At 64.6% G+C, this 17,551-nt stretch carries 10 protein-coding genes; 7 read left to right on the forward strand and 3 right to left on the reverse strand.

Annotated features, from left to right (window positions below; all coding sequences use genetic code 11):
* Positions 1–68 precede the first annotated feature (68 nt).
* On the reverse strand, positions 69–1,223 hold the full coding sequence (locus MKK04_RS14485) for a hypothetical protein (protein ID WP_207832558.1): 1,155 nt from the start codon (positions 1,221–1,223) through the stop codon (positions 69–71).
* A gap of 338 nt (positions 1,224–1,561) precedes the next feature.
* On the opposite strand from MKK04_RS14485, the gene MKK04_RS14490 reads away from it, so the two are divergent.
* From MKK04_RS14490 to MKK04_RS14505, 4 genes are all read left to right on the forward strand, one after another.
* Positions 1,562–5,386 carry a leucine-rich repeat domain-containing protein gene (locus MKK04_RS14490; protein ID WP_241105600.1) on the forward strand — a complete coding sequence of 1,275 codons (3,825 nt, stop codon included), beginning with the start codon at positions 1,562–1,564 and terminating at the stop codon, positions 5,384–5,386.
* Between the two features lie 148 nt (positions 5,387–5,534).
* Positions 5,535–7,154 carry an NADP-dependent glyceraldehyde-3-phosphate dehydrogenase gene (locus MKK04_RS14495; RefSeq protein WP_207832554.1) on the forward strand — a complete coding sequence of 540 codons (1,620 nt, stop codon included), beginning with the start codon at positions 5,535–5,537 and terminating at the stop codon, positions 7,152–7,154.
* A gap of 110 nt (positions 7,155–7,264) precedes the next feature.
* On the forward strand, positions 7,265–7,738 hold the full coding sequence (locus MKK04_RS14500; RefSeq protein ID WP_233687664.1) for a VOC family protein: 474 nt from the start codon (positions 7,265–7,267) through the stop codon (positions 7,736–7,738).
* 56 nt (positions 7,739–7,794) lie between these two features.
* On the forward strand, positions 7,795–8,976 hold the full coding sequence (locus MKK04_RS14505; RefSeq protein ID WP_207832550.1) for a hypothetical protein: 1,182 nt from the start codon (positions 7,795–7,797) through the stop codon (positions 8,974–8,976).
* 102 nt (positions 8,977–9,078) lie between these two features.
* On the opposite strand, the gene ilvA is transcribed toward MKK04_RS14505, so the two are convergent.
* Positions 9,079–10,638 (reverse strand): threonine ammonia-lyase, biosynthetic, encoded by a 1,560-nt coding sequence (gene ilvA / locus MKK04_RS14510; RefSeq protein ID WP_207832548.1) that lies wholly within the window; start codon positions 10,636–10,638, stop codon positions 9,079–9,081.
* A 180-nt stretch (positions 10,639–10,818) separates the two neighbouring features.
* Positions 10,819–11,250 (reverse strand): PACE efflux transporter, encoded by a 432-nt coding sequence (locus tag MKK04_RS14515; protein ID WP_063914242.1) that lies wholly within the window; start codon positions 11,248–11,250, stop codon positions 10,819–10,821.
* Between the two features lie 193 nt (positions 11,251–11,443).
* Between MKK04_RS14515 and nfrB the strand changes: the two genes are divergently transcribed.
* Genes nfrB through MKK04_RS14530 form a run of 3 tightly spaced genes read left to right on the forward strand, consistent with a single transcriptional unit; the run spans position 11,444 to position 17,459 of the window.
* Positions 11,444–13,618: a cyclic di-3',5'-guanylate-activated glycosyltransferase NfrB gene (gene nfrB / locus MKK04_RS14520; protein ID WP_241105601.1), complete on the forward strand. Its 2,175-nt coding sequence runs from the start codon at positions 11,444–11,446 to the stop codon at positions 13,616–13,618.
* Positions 13,615–16,620, forward strand: coding sequence for a phage receptor (locus MKK04_RS14525; RefSeq protein WP_241105602.1), 3,006 nt, complete (start codon positions 13,615–13,617; stop codon positions 16,618–16,620). The genes nfrB and MKK04_RS14525 overlap by 4 nt, the downstream gene beginning before the upstream one ends.
* Positions 16,620–17,459 carry a DUF4434 family protein gene (locus tag MKK04_RS14530; RefSeq protein ID WP_241105603.1) on the forward strand — a complete coding sequence of 280 codons (840 nt, stop codon included), beginning with the start codon at positions 16,620–16,622 and terminating at the stop codon, positions 17,457–17,459. Before MKK04_RS14525 ends, MKK04_RS14530 begins: the two co-directional genes overlap by 1 nt.
* Positions 17,460–17,551 lie beyond the last annotated feature (92 nt).

A 17,551-nucleotide genomic window follows, 5' to 3' on the forward strand; every position in this document is an offset into this window, starting at 1 on the left:
GTCCTCCCTTGGTGACAAGGTCAAAAGCCTGACGCGAGGCGCCAGATCAACGCCTCCCTGGCATCCGTTCAGTTGCACATGACCCTTTCCATGGTGGGCGGTGACTGCAGGTTGGCGTAACGGCGACGCAAGCTTTCCACGAACGGTTCGCCCGCCCCGTTGCCACCATAGAAATAAATCTTGTGCAGGCCACCAAACACCATTTCCTGGTAGCGGCTGGCAACTTCCTCGTCACTCGGGCCCTCGGGCAACCCCAGATGCAGCGTGAGTTTGTCGCCTTCGAGCGCGAACATCGGCGTGTCCCAGAGGAACTTTGCCGTGCCGGTTCTGGGTAAGCGGACAAACAGACAGGCATGGTTACCCAGCGAATCGATATCGCCACCGCGACGGCGCTTCCATTTCAACAAACCGTCATCCGGGCGCGCCAGGCAAAGACCGATGTCGTAATAATCGAAGCCCTGCATCAACGCCCACTCAAGGGCCATGAAAGTGGTGATCGAGTTCACCTCACGCAACTTCCGTGCATCGGTAAACACCGCCTCGCAATAGCCGAAACGCAACGTGCTCCAATAACGCTTGCCCGCGCGTACCACTTCACAGCCAAGGTGGCAGCCGATCACTTCATCGCCCAAGGTGATCAAGTCGAGCCGGCCGACGCCCCTGGCAATGCGAAACACTTCTTCAGTGGGAAACTGCGCGGCATGGATACCCTGCCTGGCGCTGGCATAGGGGCGCAGCAGGTCGCGGTCGGCCATGGCGATCTCGTCGTCCGAGAGGGCCTGGCGCATCTGGTACAACGGGCGGTTCTTGCGGATGCTGCGCCGCAACTCGCTGTCGTAGCGCGCCGTGATGTCCTCCAGCGAGCGCCCGAGCGGCACCACGGCGCTCAGGTAATGCGGCACCGACAATGCCCCCGACGTCGGCATTTCGCTGACCACCACCACGTGGTTGGGCGCAATCGTCGCGCTTGCGCTGTCAATTACTGCAGCATTGCCCTGGCCCTTGCCGGCAATCAGCAGCTTGGCCATTTCCCGCTGCTGCTTTCGGCCGATATATAAAATTTCGTACGGGCTTTCCTGCTGCAACCGAAACCTGGCAACTTCCCACCGCCAGAAACAGGCACGCGCCATCACTTCAAGCCCCTTGCTGGCCAGCTGTCTCATTTCGTAGCGTATTGAGGGCGAGATGAGTTTTCGCGCCACTGCCGTCAAGGTCGCTTTCATTTCTTCTTCGAGGTCCTTCGATGTGTACCAAGGTCTATCGGAAAAGGACAACAATTCAGCAAGAAGCACGTATCCTATTGATATTCAGGAATTATCCAGTAACCCCATGTCAACTAACAATTTAAGGTGCGCACAAACACTTTAGCAAGTGGCATTTTGATTGCATTTCATGAATGCGCCGGGAAGTTTTGCAAAGTTTCATGACGTCAAATTTCCTGCAGGAAAGGCTCACCCAACAAGCACTTTTCTATCGGTATATCCCGTCCGCGCTATCCCATTACCACTTGGCTATAGAGAAATAACGTTTGATGCCTTCTTTGCATAGAAGGAGCATCAAGATGCCATCCAACCCCCATCAATCTTTGCTCCAGGCGCAACTGCCGCACTGGGCACGCCAGGCGACACCCAACCAGTGGGCCGCGTTGAAGCAAACACAGGTCGCCCCGTGGCAGGCGCAGGACTGGTTCGCCAACGCAGCCCCCGGCCTGCGCCAGGCAGTGCACGCCAGTCAGGCGCGGCTGATGCAGGCGCAAGCAGCCTTGGCCTGCTCACTCAAAGGCCTGAAACAGATCACTGAATTTGCCGAGCCATTGCTGCGCGCACGCCTTGCTGAACAAGGCTTTCACGCACCGCTGCGCCATACCCAACTGCTGCGGGTGGAGCGCAGCTGGCACTGGACCGTCCTGCGCTATCTCTACCGCCATCGTCGTGACAACCTGCTACAGGCTGCCCTGCAGAACTTCGCTGACGACGAGGCGTTCTCCCCGGAAAGTGCCATTGCCCTGAGCGACAACATTCAGGTCACGCCGATGCGGGTACACGGCGCCTTCCCCCTCGGCATGCAAGTCCCCGTGGCGCGCGTTGCGCTGGAGTCTGAGCGTTATCAGGTGGAACGGCTGCCCCTCGCGCCCGCCGCTTTCGCCACACTGTGCCGTGACCTGGACCTGGGTAACGCTTACCAGGCCCACCTGGAAGAACACTTCGCACGACCCGCTACCCGGGCATTGGCCATCAGGGTGCAAAAAGACCGCCTGCGCCTGGCAGCCGACCTTGCCTGTCTGCGGCACCTGCTTGACGGCAATGCGCGCGATCAGGTCGAACAGCTGTTGCAGAGCGGCGCAGTGAGGTGCTGGCAACTGGCGCTGTTCGGCACAGACCTGCACGAAGTCATGCTGATCGATGCCGGCCGTGCGGGTCTGGTGCTGTATTTGCCCGGCCATGACCCGGCCCTGCGTCAATGCAACAACCTGGACGCGGTACACGATACGCTGGCGACCTTGCTGCTCGAACCCGATGCCCGCCAGGCCTTCACGGCCTACATCAGGCAGGACGAGCGCACGCACTTTCTCGACCTGCTGCAACAAAATCTCGACGCCACGGGCAGCACTGCCTACGACCGCCCTTGGCAGCGCGCGGCGCATGCGGACCTGCGCCCAACCCGCGTGGCCATCACGGCCGAGCCTTTCGGCCACTACCAGGACCTGCACCTGGCCCGCCTCAAGCACGAAGCCAGCCTGCTGGCGGTCCCGACAGCGACGGCCGATGCCAACGCGCGGGCCAGGCGCCAGGAGGAATGGGAAAGCCTTGGCCTGGATGCGCTCAATATCGCCGCGTTCTTCATTCCAGGTGCAGGCACCCTGATGCTGGCCGTCACTGCCTGCCAGCTGCTCGGCGAGGCCTTCGAGGGCTACGAGGCCTGGGATGAAGGCGACCGCCACCTGGCGCTGCGCCACCTGGAGGCGGTTGGCCTGAACCTGGCCGTGATCGGTGGCTTCGTGGCCGCGGGCAAGGTGATACCCAAGCTGTTCAACAGCCCGTTGATGGAAAACCTGCAGCAAATACGCGGCAACGACGGACGCTACCGGCTATGGAATGAAGACCTCACCCCCTACCGCAGTAGCGTGACACTGCCGGAAAACCTGCAGCCCAATGCACTTGGCCAGTACCTGTACGAGGGCCGGCGCTTCATCCGCATGGACGGCCAATTGTTCGAGCAACGCTTCGACAACCACCTGCAGCAATGGCGGGCCATTCACCCCGAGAAGCCCGATGCCTGGCAGCCACCGCTGGTGCACAATGCCCAAGGCGCCTGGCGTGGCCAGCATGAACAGCCCGGCCAGTGGCCATTCGCGAAGCTGGTGCGCCGTCTTGGCGAGGCCTATGCCGCGTACACGCCAGAACAGCTGGCGCAGGCCGGCCGACTCTGTGGCATCGACGCAGCGCGCTTGCGCCGGGTGCACCTGGAAGGCCAGCCAACGCCGCCGCTGTTGCTCGATGCCCTGCAGCGCATGGCGGCACAGGCTGAGGTAGAGGCGTTGGCCGACAAGGCCCCGCCGGGCCAGTTCGAGGAACGCTACAACGGCAGTGCGGCCAACACTCCGTCAATGCAGAAGCTGCTCGACGCCTATCCGCGGCTCTCCCCTGCCCTGGCCAGGCGTTTGCTGGCACCGCTGGGCGAGGCCGAATCGCTCGCGTGGCAACAGCACGGTCAGTTGCCCACACAGGTTCGCCAGTCGCTGGAGCAGGTGCACAGTGAGCTGCCCCTGGTACGCGCGCTGGAAGGCCTGCTGCAGCCAGCCCGGGCCAGCAGCGACAGCGAACGCCTGCTGTTCAGCGCACTGGATGCGATGCCCGACTGGCCTGCAGACCTGCGCCTGGAGCTGCACGGCGCCAGCCCCGATGGCCCTCGGCTGGAGCATGTCGGCAGCGACCAGGCCACCACCCTGCGCTGCGTGATCAAATCGGCCGAAGGCTATGAGGTCGACCGGGGCGAGCGCCCTGCACCAGCGCCGCGAGATCCGGACCTCTGCCGCGCCGTAGAGCAGGCACTGTCTCGCTCGCAACGCGACAGGCTGGGGATCCCGACGGCCGATGGCAGCTCGCTACGCCAGCGTGTACTGGGTTGGGTCGACAAGCACAGGGAGACATTGGCCCAGCGGCTCTGGGGGCACCGGGCGCTGCTGCGCAAGCCCATGGGCCGCTTGCTCGGCGGTCGGCCGCTCGCCCCCGAACCGCCGCAGCCGCGCCTGGCAGGCTCGCTGGCCGGGGCCTATCGCCGCTTGTTCCCGAACGCCACCGACCAGGAGTTCGAAAACTGGCTCGGCAACGAGGAGGACAACCCGTACGTCGACGACATTCGCTCACCCACACAACGCCTGCGCGACCTGCAGCAGCGCCTGGATACCCTGCACCGCGACCTGCAGGAATGGGCCCGGCCCGATCCGCAACGCCCTCACCAACGGCACCTGGCCATCCGCCCCATCCTCAACGCCTGGCGGCGGCTGTCGACCGTAGCGCTTGAAGGGGGTGGCCACCTGCACAGCCTGGACCTTTCCGACCTGGAACTGGACAACCAGGCCTTGGCCAGCCTGGCCCTGCCGGATGACTTCACCCATGTGGAGCACCTGTCACTCAGCAACAATCGTTCGCTCAGCCAGTTGCCGGCCGAATTCTATGAGCGTTTCCCCAACCTCAAGCGCCTGCTGCTGACCGACTGCCGATTCGACGCCGTGCCCCGCCTGGTCAGGCCTGAGCACCTCACCTGGCTGGACCTGGAAGGCAACCGCATTACCTGGGATGCCCAGGCCCAGCAAGCGCTGAACCGCTGCTCCGGGCTTGCAGTACTGGACCTGTCGGGCAACCCGCTACTGCAGGCCCCGGACCTGCGCGGGCTGGCCTACCTGAAAACACTGTTCCTGAACGACTGTGCGCTCAGCGAATTGCCGCAAGGCCTTGACCAGGTGCTCGAGCCCCTCATCCTGGACATTGGCGACAACCAGCTGCTGCGGCTGCCAGACGGTTTCAACGTGCCACGGCCCGTTGCAGAGGCCCTGCGCCTGGAAAGCGACTGGCTGGGCGCACCCGTGCTTGCGCAGATCGAGGCCTACAACGCCGTGCACCAGGTGGACCTGCTGGTGTGCGCAGGCGACTACCTGGAATTCTTCGAACGAACCGGCCCGGCCGAAATGGCCCTGTGGCAACGGTTACCGCTGCAGTACCGCCGCGACCTCAGGCCCTTGCTCGAACTTGAACCGTTCCTGTCCCACCCGCGGTTTGCCCATACAGAGTTCTGGCGGCGCCTGACCTTGATCGACGCAGACCCCGTCCTGCGCCAGCAATGGTTGACGCACCCACCCTACGACCTGTTCAACCTACCGCTTTGACATCGACCCGGATGCCTGCCTGTCCAACAGGCAGGCACTTGCACCGATGTTAAGCCAGACTGGTGTTTTTCCGGCGGCCGGTGCATGCTCGCAGCTGAAGCGATTCACCTGGCTCGAAACCCGCCCAGCAATGTGAGGTGCAGTACCCATGGACCGTCTGCTCGATTCACTCTTCCCAAGCGCCGAGAACATCCCGGAAACCTGGCGCCTGGAAGCCCCCCTTGAACAACGCGACTACCTGGTGAACGGTGAACTCAGGCGCTGGGACGGGCCCCTGGCCACGGTGCGCAGCCCGGTCTGGCTCAAGGAAGGCAATGAAGAACGCCAAGTGGTGCTGGGCAGTGCCCCACTGCTCGATGCCGACACCGCGCTCAGCGCACTCGATGCTGCTGTGCAAGCCTACGACAAAGGCCGCGGCGCCTGGCCAAACATGCGCGTGGCCGAACGCATCCAGCACGTCGAAACCTTCCTGGCGCGCATGCGTGAACAGCGCCAGGCCGTGGTCAAGCTGCTGATGTGGGAGATCGGCAAGAACCTCAAGGATTCGGAAAAGGAATTCGACCGCACCTGTGACTACATCGTCGACACCATCAATGCCCTCAAGGACCTTGACCGCCGCTCCAGCCGCTTCGAGCTGGAACAGGGCACGCTGGGCCAGGTCCGCCGTGCGCCGCTGGGTGTGGCCCTGTGCATGGGGCCATACAACTACCCGCTGAACGAAACCTTCACTACGCTGATCCCGGCGCTGATCATGGGCAACACCGTGGTGTTCAAGCCGGCCAAGTTCGGCGTGCTGCTGATTCGACCATTGCTCGAAGCTTTCCGTGACAGTTTCCCGCCGGGGGTGATCAACGTCATCTATGGCCGTGGCCGGGAAACGGTGAGCGCGCTGATGGCCAGCGGCAAGGTCGATGTGTTCGCCTTCATCGGCACGCACAAGGCCGCCAGCGACCTGAAAAAACTGCACCCGCGCCCGCACCGCCTGCGCGCCGCGCTGGGCCTGGATGCCAAGAACCCGGGCATTGTGCTGCCCCAGGTGGACCTCGACAACGCCGTCGAAGAGGCAGTCACCGGTGCGCTGTCGTTCAATGGCCAGCGCTGCACGGCACTGAAAATCCTGTTCGTCCACGAGGACGTCGTCGATGCCTTCCTCGACAAGTTCCAGCGCAAGCTGGCCGCGCTCAAGCCCGGCATGCCATGGGAGCCTGGCGTAGCGCTGACACCGCTGCCCGAGCCCGGCAAGGTCGACTACCTTGACGGCCTGGTCGCCGATGCCACCGCCAAGGGCGCACGCGTGCTCAACGAAGGCGGCGGGCACAGCCGTGGCTCGTTCTTCTACCCGGCCGTGCTGTACCCGGTAAAGCCGGACATGCGCGTCTACCACGAAGAGCAGTTCGGCCCGTTGGTGCCAGTGGTGCCATACCGCGACCTGCAGACAGTGATCGACTATGTGCTGGACTCCGACTACGGCCAGCAACTGAGCCTGTTCGGCAATGACCCGGCAACCATCGGCAGCCTGGTCGACATCTTCGCCAACCAGGTCGGGCGCATCAACATCAACGCGCAATGCCAGCGCGGCCCCGACACCTATCCGTTCAACGGCCGCAAGAACAGCGCCGAAGGCACCCTGTCGGTACACGACGCCCTGCGTGTGTTCTCGATCCGCACGTTGGTCGCAACGCGCTTCCAGGAGGCCAACAAGGAACTGATCAGCGAGATCATTCGCAACCGGCAGTCGAGCTTCCTGACCACCGACTACATCTTCTGACAGCCGCGTTTATAGAGAATCGATCTATCAGCGCTGTCGATTTTCCATCCGCGCAAACGACTCTAAGCAACAGGGCGCCCACCGGCGCCCACTTCCAAGGAGAGTCGAACATGGCAGCCAAACCCATTCCCGAAGGCCAGCACAGCATCACCCCCTACCTGGCCATCAACGACGCCGCCAAGGCCATCGAGTTCTACAAGAAGGCCTTCGCTGCCGTCGAGATGTTCCGCCTCGACGCCCCGGGGGGCCGCGTGGGCCATGCCGAGCTGAAGATCGGCGACTCGTCGCTGATGCTTGGCGACCCCTGCGACATGGAGGGCGGTCTCACCGCCAGCCAGAAGCTCAGCGGCGCAGGCGTTGGCCTGCACCTGTATGTCGAGGACTGCGACAAGGTCTACGCCCAGGCCCTGGCGGCCGGCGCCACCCAGCTGAGTGCGGTGACGGACCAGTTCTACGGCGACCGCAGCGGCACCCTGAAAGACCCGTTCGGCAACATCTGGTTCGTTTCCACCCACAAGGAGGACCTGACCCCCGACGAGATCCGCGCCCGCGCGGCGAAAATGTTCAGTGCAACTGAGCGGTAAGTTGAAAGCGGCGCGACTTTGCTTGAAGCTTGGAGCTCGTAGCTGGGAGCTGCTTCATGCGAATCATCGACAAAACCGCCGCACAGGTCCGTAGCCTGACCCCCGCAGAAGAGGAGCTGCTGGTCGGCTTTGCCACCGGCAGCCTCACCGGCCCACGCCTGCTACAGGCCAACCAGCTGCTGATGAAGGTACGCAACGCCAACCAGTGGCTGGCCTGCGACTGCCGCAGCGATGCCTTGCCGGTGCTCAATGTCACCCTCAACGGCAACACCGGTACGCTGTTTCTCAAGAACAACCCGGGTACTGCCGAGCACGCGCCCGGCTGCCCGTTCACCAAGGACGAGCGAGAAGCGGCCGAACGCGAAAACGACCCCGCGCCACCCGCTGCCTGGCTACCGCCCGACACACCGTTGCGCCTGATCGGCGACTTCCGCAGCGGCACCACCAGTGGCGGCGGCGATGGCAGCGAACGCCGTGAACAACAGCGCCTGCTGTCACTGCTGCTGACCTGGATCGAAACCAGCGGCCTCAACCTGTATGCCACGCACCTGAAAAAGGACCTGACCGGGCAATTTGCCGAGTTGCGCAGCGTGGCCAGCCGCTATCCGCTGCTGGAACGGGTCCCCGCCAGCAACTATCTGGAAACCCGCCTGGACATGAAGCACATGATGATGCTCAAGTCCCGCCTGCGCGAAGCCACGGTGTTCGGCAACCATCGCCGCCACGGCCTGCTGCTGGACTGCGTGGACCAGATAAAAGGGCGCAAGCTGTTCAACAACCGCAGTGAAGACGGCTTCGACTTCCAGGGCCACCACCTGTACTGGGGCGGCAACCGCACCGCCGGGCCGTTACTGGCCTTGGCGCTGTACTCGCCGACCAGTGCCGGCAGCCATTTCTACGAGCTGATTCATGTGGCCAGCGTGCCGGTGCTGTCCCGCGCCCACCTGTTCCCGGTATATCGGGACGAAGAACGCGAGCCGCTCAAGGCCCTGGTATCGCTGGTCGACTGGATGGCCAGCAAGGGTGTGAAAGTGCAAATGCGCCGCCCGGTGATCGGTGGCCAGGTGATGGATGAACTGGTGATGACCTCGGACCAGGACCGGGTATTGTCGGTGTCGTTGCTGGAGCAACCCATCGGGCCCGAACCGGATACCGAGAATTTCAAGCGCTACGCCGACTTCAAGAGCCTGGAAACCTTCCGCAAGTTCGTAGCGGGCTTCTTCATGCGCGAGCGCTGAGGGCCGTGGGCTCGCCTTGATCTTTATAGCGCCTGTCAGATCGAGCGCCGCCCGCGCGGCGCTCGATCTGACAGGCGCTATAAATCCCGTGGTGTACCGAAATCACCCCAGGAACAGCTTGTACGCCGGGTTGTCGGTCTCATCCCAGTAGCGGTACCCCATCTCATCCAGCGCCAACGGCAACCCCGTCAACTCATCCCGCGGCACTTCCAGCGCGGCGAAAACCCGGGCCTCTGCCGCACCATGGTTGCGGTAATGGAACAGGCTGATGTTCCAACGCTTGCCAAGCCGCTCCAGAAAGCCCAGCAACGCCCCGGGCCGCTCGGGGAATTCGAAGCGCAGCACCCGCTCGTCAGCCCCGGGCGCGGCATGGCCGCCCACAGTATGCCGTACATGCAGTTTGGCCAGTTCGTTGTCGGTCAGGTCCAGTACGCTGTAGCCCTGCTCGCGCAGGCTGGCCAGCAACTGCTCGCGTGGGTCGTGCAGCGGGTGTGTCTGCACACCCACGAACAGGCGCGCCTCCTTGCCAGGGTAATAGCGGTAGTTGAACTCGGTGATCTGTCGCTTGCCCAGGGCCTGGCAGAAGGCGCGGAAGCTGCCCGGCTGTTCCGGGATGGTGACAGCGATGATCGCCTCGCGCTGCTCGCCCAGTTCGGCACGCTCAGCCACATGGCGCAGGCGGTCGAAGTTGACATTGGCCCCGGAGTCGATGGCCACCAGGGTCTGCCCCTGCACGCCGTCGCGCGCCACGTACTTCTTGATCCCGGCCACGGCCAGGGCGCCGGACGGCTCGGTGATCGAGCGGGTGTCGTCATAGATGTCCTTGATCGCCGCGCACAGCTCGTCGCTGCTCACGGTGACCACCTCGTCAACGAAGTGCCGGCACAACTCGAAGCAATGGGCGCCGATCTGCGCCACCGCCACACCATCGGCGAAGGTGCCAACCTGCGGCAGGATCACCCGCTCACCGGCGGCCATGGCAGCCTGCAGGCAGTTGGAGTCCTCCGGCTCGACGCCGATCACCTTCACCTCAGGGCGCAGGTACTTCACATAGGCGGCAATGCCAGCAATCAGCCCACCGCCACCCACCGGTACGAAGATGGCATCCAGCGCCCCCGGGCGCTGGCGCAGGATCTCCATGGCCACGGTGCCCTGCCCGGCGATCACATCCGGGTCGTCGAACGGTGGCACGAAGGTGGCGCCTTCGCTGTCGGCCAGTTTCAGCGCGTGGGCCAAGGCATGGGGGAAGCTCTCACCGTGCAGCACTACATGGCCACCGCGCGAACGTACCCCTTCCACCTTCAGCGACGGCGTGGTGGTCGGCATGACGATGGTGGCCTTCATGCCCAGGTGGGATGCCGCCAGGGCCACGCCCTGGGCATGGTTGCCCGCAGAGGCGGTGATCACCCCGCGCTCGCGCTGCACGGTACTCAGGCGTGACAAACGGGTGTAGGCACCGCGGATCTTGAACGAGAAGGTAGGCTGCAGGTCTTCCCGCTTGAGCAACACCTGGTTGCCCAGGCTGGCAGACAACGCGGGCGCAGCCTGAAGGGGCGTTTCGATGGCCAGGTCGTACACCGGGGCGGCAAGAATGCGCCGCACCTGCTCCGACAGCAGTTGCTGAGGGGTGACGGTAGAGCGAGGGCTGACGAAGCTGGTCATCGGTGACTCCTTGGCTGTGTTCACGTTGCCCAGGAGTCAGAGAGAAAAACCCGCCTCCAGGGCGGGTTCGGTGCACGTACGCGCTAGCCCGCCAAGCTGATAATGGCGGTAATAATAATGGCGTTGACGTGCGGGAAAGTATTCATGGGATAGGAACTTAGCCGGTAGTGCGGCACAAAGTCAACACTTCGCCTGCTGCGCCGAAAGCGGCACATCGAACACCTTGTCGAAGCCCCACTGGAAGACAAACGCGTAAACGAAGAAGAACACGAACAACGCCAGGTTGGTCAGCAACGCCGCCCACAAGCTGACATCCAGCCAGTACGCCACCAGCGGCAGCAGGATCAGCACCAGCCCGCCCTCGAAGCCCAGCGCATGCAGCAGGCGCCGCAGGAACGTGCGCTCGCGCTGGAGCTGGCGCGCTTCCCAGCGCTCGAACACCCAGTTGTAGCCCATGTTCCAGCTCATCGCGATGCCCGACATCAGCACCGACAGCACGGTCGACTGCGCCATGCCGGCACCGAACGCCAGCTCCAGCGCGGGCGCCACGCAGGCGACGGCGATGGCTTCGTAAAGAATGGCCTGGACAATCTTGCGTGCCTTGCCTTGCATGTTCAGCTCCCTGGTTCAACGACCTGTAAAGCTACAAGAAGTGGCCCACAAGAAAAAGCCAGAAATTTGGACAAGCCTGCGTTCGGCTGCTTGTATCTATCCAGTACAAACGGCGACAAGTCGTACAACTTCGTCCAGGGAATCGAACGAGGATAAAGACGATGGCCCACCCCTTCCTGCCGGTGTCCGCCACATGAGCCTGGCATTCATCGATTTTCTCACCTACGTGCTGTTCGGCCTGAAGATCCTCGCGATCGTCCTGGCCTCGCTGATGTTCCTGCTGGGCCTGGATGACCTGTTCATCGACCTGTGCTACTGGGGTCGCAAGCTTATCCGGCGTTTTCGCATCTACGACAAGTACGAGAAAGCCGACGAAAAACGCCTGTACGAGGTACCGGAGAAGCCTCTGGCCATCATGGTCCCAGCCTGGAACGAAGTGGGCGTGGTCGGTGAGATGGCGCGCCTGGCTGCCTCGACCATCGACTACGAGAACTACCAGATCTTCGTCGGTACCTACCCCAACGACCCGCAAACCCAGGCCGATGTCGACGCGGTGTGCCTGCACTACCCCAACGTGCACAAGGTGGTCTGCGCCCGCCCCGGCCCTACCAGCAAGGCCGACTGCCTGAACAACATCATCGACGCGCTGCTGCGCTTCCAGCAGGACGCCGGCATCGAGTTCGCCGGCTTCATCCTGCACGACGCCGAAGATGTGATCTCGCCCATGGAACTGCGCCTGTTCAACTACCTGTTGCCGAACAAGGACATGATCCAGATCCCCGTGTACCCCTATGCACCGGAATGGAAAGGTTTCACCGCCGGCCACTATGTCGACGAGTTCGCCGAAAACCACGGCAAGGACGTGATCGTGCGCGAGGCACTGACCGGCCAGGTGCCCAGCGCCGGGGTCGGCACCTGCTTCAGCCGCCGCGCCATCAGTGCGCTGCTCGAGGACGGCGACGGCATCGCCTTCGACGTGCAGAGCCTCACCGAAGACTACGACATCGGTTTTCGCCTGAAGCAAAAGGGCATGAAGTGCATTTTTGCCCGCTATTCCATCACCGACCCGGCGCTGACCCTGAAGCAGGAATGGCGCCCGGGCATGAGCCGTGAATTCGCCCAGGTGATCTGCGTGCGCGAGCACTTCCCGCGCGACTGGCAGCATGCCATACGGCAGAAGTCGCGGTGGATTGTCGGCATCGTCTTCCAGGGCACCAGCAACCTGGGCTGGAGCCGCAAGGGCGCGCTCAACTACTTCCTCTGGCGTGACCGCCGCGGCCTGTTCGCCTACCTGCTGAGTTTCCTGGTCAACCTGTTGCTGCTGGTGTTGCTGGCCATGTGGCTGGTCACGGTGATTGCGCCAGAGTCGTGGCGCTTCATGTCGATCCTCAGCGACAGCTGGCTGCTGACCACTTTGCTGTGGCTGAACGGGCTGATGCTGTTCAACCGCCTGTTCCAGCGCGCCTGGTTCGTCACCCGCTTCTATGGCATCGGCGAAGGCTTGCTGTCGGCGCCGCGGATGATGTGGAGCAACTTCGTCAACTTCTTCGCCAACCTGCGTGCCCTGCGCCAGGTGATGGAAATGGGCGACTCGCGGCGTGTGGCCTGGGACAAGACCACCCACGAATTCCCCGCCATCGCCGCCCCCGCTCGCACGCCGCTGGGCCAGCGCCTGGTGGCCAAGGGTCTGATCAGCGACGAACAGCTGCAACAGGCGATCACCAGCCCGGTACGCCGGCGCCTGGGCCGCGAGCTGCTGCTGCGCGGCTGGCTGAACAGCGAACAGTTGGTGGCCACCCTGGCCGAGCAACTGGACCTGCCCTGGGCACCGCTCAACCCGTTCAAGCTCGACCCGCAACTGATCGCCAAACTGCCGCGCAAGCTGGCGACGCACTATGGCGTGCTGCCAGTGGCCGAAGACGGCGACACGCTGCTGCTGGCCAGCGAAAGCCCGGTGAGCCAGGTGTCGCTGGGGGTAATCAGCCGCCACCTGAAGCGCCCGGTCAGCGCCCGCCTGGCGCCCCAGGGCCGGGTGACCCTGGGCCTGCGCTACCACTACCCAAGCCCTTGGCAGAAGCCGGAAACCCGCGAGATGCTGGCCATCCTCGCACGCCACCAGGATGACGAAGCGCTGCTGGAGCGGGTCAGCCACCACCAGGTAATGCTCGGCGCGCTGCTGCAGGTGCGCGGCATGGTCCCGGTCACCCTGTTCAACCAGGCGCTGATCGACTTCGACCCGGAACACCAGAGCCTCGGCGAGCACCTGATCGCCCGCGGCATCATCACCGAGCAGGTGCTGCAGCAGGCCCTGACCGAACAGGCCAGCGAACAGCAGGCCGCCTTTGACCTGACCCGGGAGGTGGCATGAAGCCGCGCTTTTCCCTCACCTTCACTGGCCTGTTGCTATGCTCCGCCGCCCTGCCCGCCTCGGCTTCGGCGCCGATGACCGACTTCCAGCGGTTCACCAGCTACCCGTTCATGGAGCGCAGCTACCGCGAAGCGAAGAAGGACAACTGGGCCGAGGTCGAACGCCTGACCCGCCACGTGCTGGGCCGGGTACCGAACAACGACGAAGCCCGCACGCTGCTGGTGGAGGCCCTGGCTCACCAGCGCCGCTACAAGGAGGCCGAAGCCCTGGCCGAACAGCTGGACGGCAGCCCCGAATACGCCAACGCCCTGCTTGAACTGCGCCTGACCTGGATCGAACAGGACCCGCCGCCGGCCAGCCAGGTGGAACAATGGCTGGCCACCAGCGATGGCACCAATCGGGTGCGCCTGTGGCAGGCCTACAGCCTGAGCCTGGCGAAATTCGGTGGCGCCGCCAAGGCGCTGGACTGGCTCAACCAGTTGCCACCACAGAGGGACGGCCAGGTGCTGCGCCTGGCCCGGGCCAACTTCGCCGAACAACTGCGCAACTGGAAGGAAACCATCGAACAGCTGCAGCCGCTGGCCGACCAAGGCCAGTTGCCCGCGCAGGACTGGCAGCGCCTGGCCAATGCCTATATCCAGCAGGTGGATGAAAAAGGGCTGAACGCGCTGCTGCCCAGCGCCCCTTCCCCTGAAGCAGCCAACCAGGCCCGCCTGGCCATGGCCAACCGCGCCATCGCTGTCGGCCAGAACCAGCAGGCCCAGCGTTGGCTGCAAGCACTGCCGGCCGCGCAGCTGAACCAGCCAGAGCAGCGCCAGCAACTGTGGGAGCTGGCCCGCGAAGGCCACGACGCCCCCTTGGTACAGCGCCTGAGCAACCAACTGCAACGCCCCTGCCTGGAAACCGTCGACTGGCTGTCGCGCCGCGACCCGGAGCTGGCGCGCGAGCAGTTCAAGGGCTGCACCGCCAGCACCGACCCAAGGGCCTACGCCGTGCTCAGGCAACGCCTGTACGGCGACCCGCCACAGCCCCCTCAACCACGCACCGCCGCCGAATGGGAGCAACGCTATCGGCAGAGCGGCGACCTGGCCGCGCTGGAGCAGGCCACCTTCCTGCTGACGCAACAGGGCCACGGCGAACGCGCCCGGCAACTGCTGGAGCAAGCCTACGACCGTCACCAGGGCCGCCTTGCGCCGTCACTGCTGCAGCGCCTGGGCAACCTGTATGCGCGTAACGACGGGCCGCTGGACAGCCGCCGCATGCTCAGCCTGATCCCTCGGGTCGACGCCGGTACTCGTGCCCAGCTGCTCGGCCGCCTGGCCGAGGCTGGCCAGTGCGATGCCGTGCGCCAGGCCGTACCGGCTACCCCGAGCGAACCTGGCCAGTACCGCGCCCTGGGCCGCTGCGCCATGCCCGACCAGCCCGGCGAAGCGGTGGTCTACTACCAGGCCGCCGAGCGCCTGGGCGACAGCGGCAACCGCCTGCCACTGGCGTACGCCCTCGAGGCAGCCGGGGATTCCGAGGCCGCCCTGCCCATCTGGCGCAGCCTGCCCGACAGCGCCTGGACCGACAACGCCCGCCTCACCGCCGCCCGTGGCGCGCTGAACGCTGGCGACGCGCAAGCGGCCCGGCGCTATTGGGACGCTGCCGCGCACAATGGCGCCGACGACTGGGCCCTGGGTGCCGCCATCGCCCAGCGCCAGGGCGATTACCAGGCCGCGCTGGGCTTCCAGCGCCAGGCCCTGGCGCACAACCCGCGGGCTGACCACTACTACGCCGCCTCCAGCACCGCGCTACTGGCCGGCGACAGTGCCCAGAGCAGCGCCTGGCTGGCCGAAGCCGTGCGCCTGGCACCCGACCAGCCACGCTACCGCGCCGACTACGGCATGCGCCTGGCCGGCTCGACGGACAAGGTCCAGCGCCGCCAGTCGATCCCCTACCTGGAACGCGCCACCCACGACTTCCCCGAGGACTACCGCCTTGGCGAAACGCTGGCCCTGCGCTATGACGAAGCCGAAGACAGCGCTTCGGCGCGCCGGGAACTGCGCCGCATCCTCGATGTGGAGCAGGACCTGGTCGACGGCGACGACGAATACGGCAGCCTGGAGGCCCGCAAGTATCGCCAGCGCCGCGCCCACGAAAGCCTGTCGCGACGCGACACCATCACCCTGGCCAGCACCTGGTCGCCGGCCGGCACCTCGACCAACGACAAGTTCCTCGACAATGGCCAGCGCAGCGGCACTTCGCGCCGCGCGCAATCGCAGAACGTGCAACTGGCCATGTGGGACCACGCCCTGGGCGAAGAGCCCAGCCGCAACGGCAGCACCCTGTCGGTGTATGGCCGGGTGCTGTTCGGTGGGCAAAGCCGCACCGACTATGCGCAAAGCATGGGTACCGGCGTCGGCCTGCGCTACAAGCCACTCGGCCAGGCCAACCTCAACCTGTATGCCGAGCTGTACCACCAGCGACAGATCGACGAAGAGCACTACCGCGGCCTGAGCCTGGGCCAGCTGCTGAGCCCGGCCAAGGTCGGTGGCAACTGGGGCGATTTGCGTCACCACGCCGAATCGAGCAACGACCTGCTGTTGCGTGCCACCGCCTCGTTTCTCGACCAGGGCGACTGGCGCAACGACTGGCGCGTCGATGAAGACGACTGGAACGAGCGCTTCCTCTACCTCGACGCCGCCTGGTGGACCCGTGCCGGCGACCACGCCTGGCTGTCGCGCTACCAACAGGGCCACGCCTGGAAGCTGCCGGGCAGCTCACCGCAAACCATCATGCCCTATGGCTTTGTCGAGTTTTCCAGCCAGGACCCGAGCAACGACTGGCGCCAGGACACCAGGGCCGGGGTTGGTGTGCGCTGGCAATGGTGGTTCGATGACGATCGCTACAACGCCTACCGCGGTTCGCTGAAAGTGCGTGCCGAGTACCAGCAATCGCTGGGCGGCAATCTATACGAGCGCGCCAACGGCGTGCTGGTCGGTGCGGAGATGACCTTCTGATGCGTACGTTCCTGGCCCTCTGCCTGCTTGCTCTGTGCCTGCCGGCCAGCGCCGATCAGCGCCTGTTCTACCAACCCCTCAACCGCGATGCCAATGTCACCCCCGCCCAGTGGCAGCAACTGTGGCACGCCACCGTGGCCCAGGGCGGCAAGACCTTGATCGTGCAATGGAGCGCCTATGGCGACAGCGATTTCGGCGGCGCCCAGGGCTGGCTGGCCAACAGCCTGCGCAGCGCGCGTGCCCAGGGGCTGCAACTGGTGCTGGGGCTGTACATGGACCCGGCCTACTACCAGCGCCTCGACGAGCTGGATGGCGAAGGCCTGAACAGCTACTGGAAAGCGCAGCTGGGGCGCTCGCTCAGCCAGTACCAGCAACTGCGCCAGGGGTGGCAGTTGCCGGTGGACGGCTGGTACCTGCCCATGGAGCTGGACGACCATCATTTTCGCGAGGCCGAACGCCGTGATGCCCTGCACAGCCAGTTGCAGGCCTTCAACCGGCAGCTGGACAAGCCATTGCACATCAGTGCCTTCAGCGCCGGCAAACTGTCGCCGCGAGTCAATGCCGCCTGGCTGGATCAACTGGCCGGGCTGGGCTTGACTGTGTGGTGGCAGGATGGCGCCGGGACCAGGCGCCTGCCCGTGCTGGTAAGTCAGGGTTACGAACAGGCCTTGCCGTGCCGGGTGGGCGTGGTACGCGAGGCGTTCCGCCAGGTGAGCAAGCCAGGGCAGGCGTTCAGGGCTGAGCCGGCCCAGCCAAAGACGGGTGGCGGGTGCCATGCCGAGGCGGTGTTCGACCTGCGTTACCGGCCATGGGCCCGGGGTGTTCTGCCCACCAATTGAGTCTCCAGGCCCGGCCTCTTCGCGGGTAAACCCGCTCCCACAGGGACCGCACAGATTTCCAGTGCTGTGGGAGGCCTGTGGGAGCGGGTTTA

Origin of the sequence: Pseudomonas sp. LS.1a (assembly GCF_022533585.1) — a bacterium.
In the GTDB taxonomy this organism is placed as follows: Bacteria; Pseudomonadota; Gammaproteobacteria; order Pseudomonadales; family Pseudomonadaceae; genus Aquipseudomonas.

What these genes read in the sequence shown, in the direction of transcription:
- MKK04_RS14485 (WP_207832558.1), bottom strand. Translation starts at nt 1,223, where the DNA reads ATGAAAGCGACCTTGACGGCAGTGGCGCGAAAACTCATCTCGCCCTCA.
- MKK04_RS14490 (WP_241105600.1), top strand. Translation starts at nt 1,562, where the DNA reads ATGCCATCCAACCCCCATCAATCTTTGCTCCAGGCGCAACTGCCGCAC.
- MKK04_RS14495 (WP_207832554.1), top strand. Translation starts at nt 5,535, where the DNA reads ATGGACCGTCTGCTCGATTCACTCTTCCCAAGCGCCGAGAACATCCCG.
- MKK04_RS14500 (WP_233687664.1), top strand. Translation starts at nt 7,265, where the DNA reads ATGGCAGCCAAACCCATTCCCGAAGGCCAGCACAGCATCACCCCCTAC.
- MKK04_RS14505 (WP_207832550.1), top strand. Translation starts at nt 7,795, where the DNA reads ATGCGAATCATCGACAAAACCGCCGCACAGGTCCGTAGCCTGACCCCC.
- ilvA (WP_207832548.1), bottom strand. Translation starts at nt 10,638, where the DNA reads ATGACCAGCTTCGTCAGCCCTCGCTCTACCGTCACCCCTCAGCAACTG.
- MKK04_RS14515 (WP_063914242.1), bottom strand. Translation starts at nt 11,250, where the DNA reads ATGCAAGGCAAGGCACGCAAGATTGTCCAGGCCATTCTTTACGAAGCC.
- nfrB (WP_241105601.1), top strand. Translation starts at nt 11,444, where the DNA reads ATGAGCCTGGCATTCATCGATTTTCTCACCTACGTGCTGTTCGGCCTG.
- MKK04_RS14525 (WP_241105602.1), top strand. Translation starts at nt 13,615, where the DNA reads ATGAAGCCGCGCTTTTCCCTCACCTTCACTGGCCTGTTGCTATGCTCC.
- MKK04_RS14530 (WP_241105603.1), top strand. Translation starts at nt 16,620, where the DNA reads ATGCGTACGTTCCTGGCCCTCTGCCTGCTTGCTCTGTGCCTGCCGGCC.